The organism is Flavobacterium sp. K77 (assembly GCF_021608205.1).
Taxonomy (GTDB): domain Bacteria; phylum Bacteroidota; class Bacteroidia; order Flavobacteriales; family Flavobacteriaceae; genus Flavobacterium; species Flavobacterium turcicum.
In genome coordinates, this window is sequence record NZ_JAKIHO010000034.1 from 1 (window position 1) to 966 (window position 966).

Annotated in this window: 1 protein-coding gene; it reads left to right on the forward strand. The window is 35.1% G+C overall.

The window, feature by feature from the left end; genetic code table 11:
- Positions 1 to 966: tetratricopeptide repeat protein (locus L1S34_RS14765; protein WP_236364860.1), on the forward strand; the 966-nt coding region annotated here is incomplete at both ends.

Here is a 966-nt window from a genome sequence, read left to right on the forward strand (position 1 = left end):
ACAAGCCGAATGAGATTAACGGTTTCAGTGCAATTTATAAAATTGCGGTAGTTGTTGTACTTCTTTTTTCAGGACTTACCATCAATAGAAATTTTGACTGGAAAGATAATTTCACTTTATTCTCAAAAGACGTCTTAGTTTCGAAAAACAGTGGTAAAATCCATACCGATTTAGCTGGGGAAATGATAAATAAAGCCATTACAATGCAATCAGTAAAAGAAAAAGAAATCGAAGACTGGACTTTAGAAGAAAAACTAGAAGCTTTAAAAGAAAACCAATATGAGCGGATGGAATTAGTGAAAAGTGCGATCCCTCTATTACAAAAGTCTCTCGAGGTACACCCCATGAGTAATGCAGCTTGGTTGCAAATGGCCAATGGACAGCACTTTTTAGGGCAAATCGAAGATAATGAGCCCAAAGTAAATTTAACTTATTTACACACGGCCTTAGCTGCCTATGACCAAGCGTATTACTATCGAGGAAGAGGAATGGACTCTACAATTGTTAAATACAAAGCCATCTGCTTGATGGATATAGGTAAATTGATAGGACAAAAACTAGGAGATATTCCTAGTGCTATCGTATCATTAGAAAAAGCCAAAGCATTGAGTCCAAAAAATGCGGAAATTTATCTCTTACTAGGAACAGCCTATTCGATGATTAATGATTACGAAAAAACAATTGAAAACTGTTTAAAAAGTGTTTCGCTCCGATCAAATGACAGAGATACAAAACAAAATTTGGCTGTTGCTTATCAGCAATATGCGTTTGCAAATGCAACTAAGCGTAACCTGTTGCCATTGGCCGAGAAAATTCTCTTAGACGTTTACAAAGAAGAGAAAAAGTTAGATGATAATGACGTCACTAAAAAAGATGCCATGATTCGTACTTTGGATTTAATTTATAAAAATTATACCATACAAGGCAAGCTAGATAAAGCAAACGAATACAAGAAAGAAGTACTGT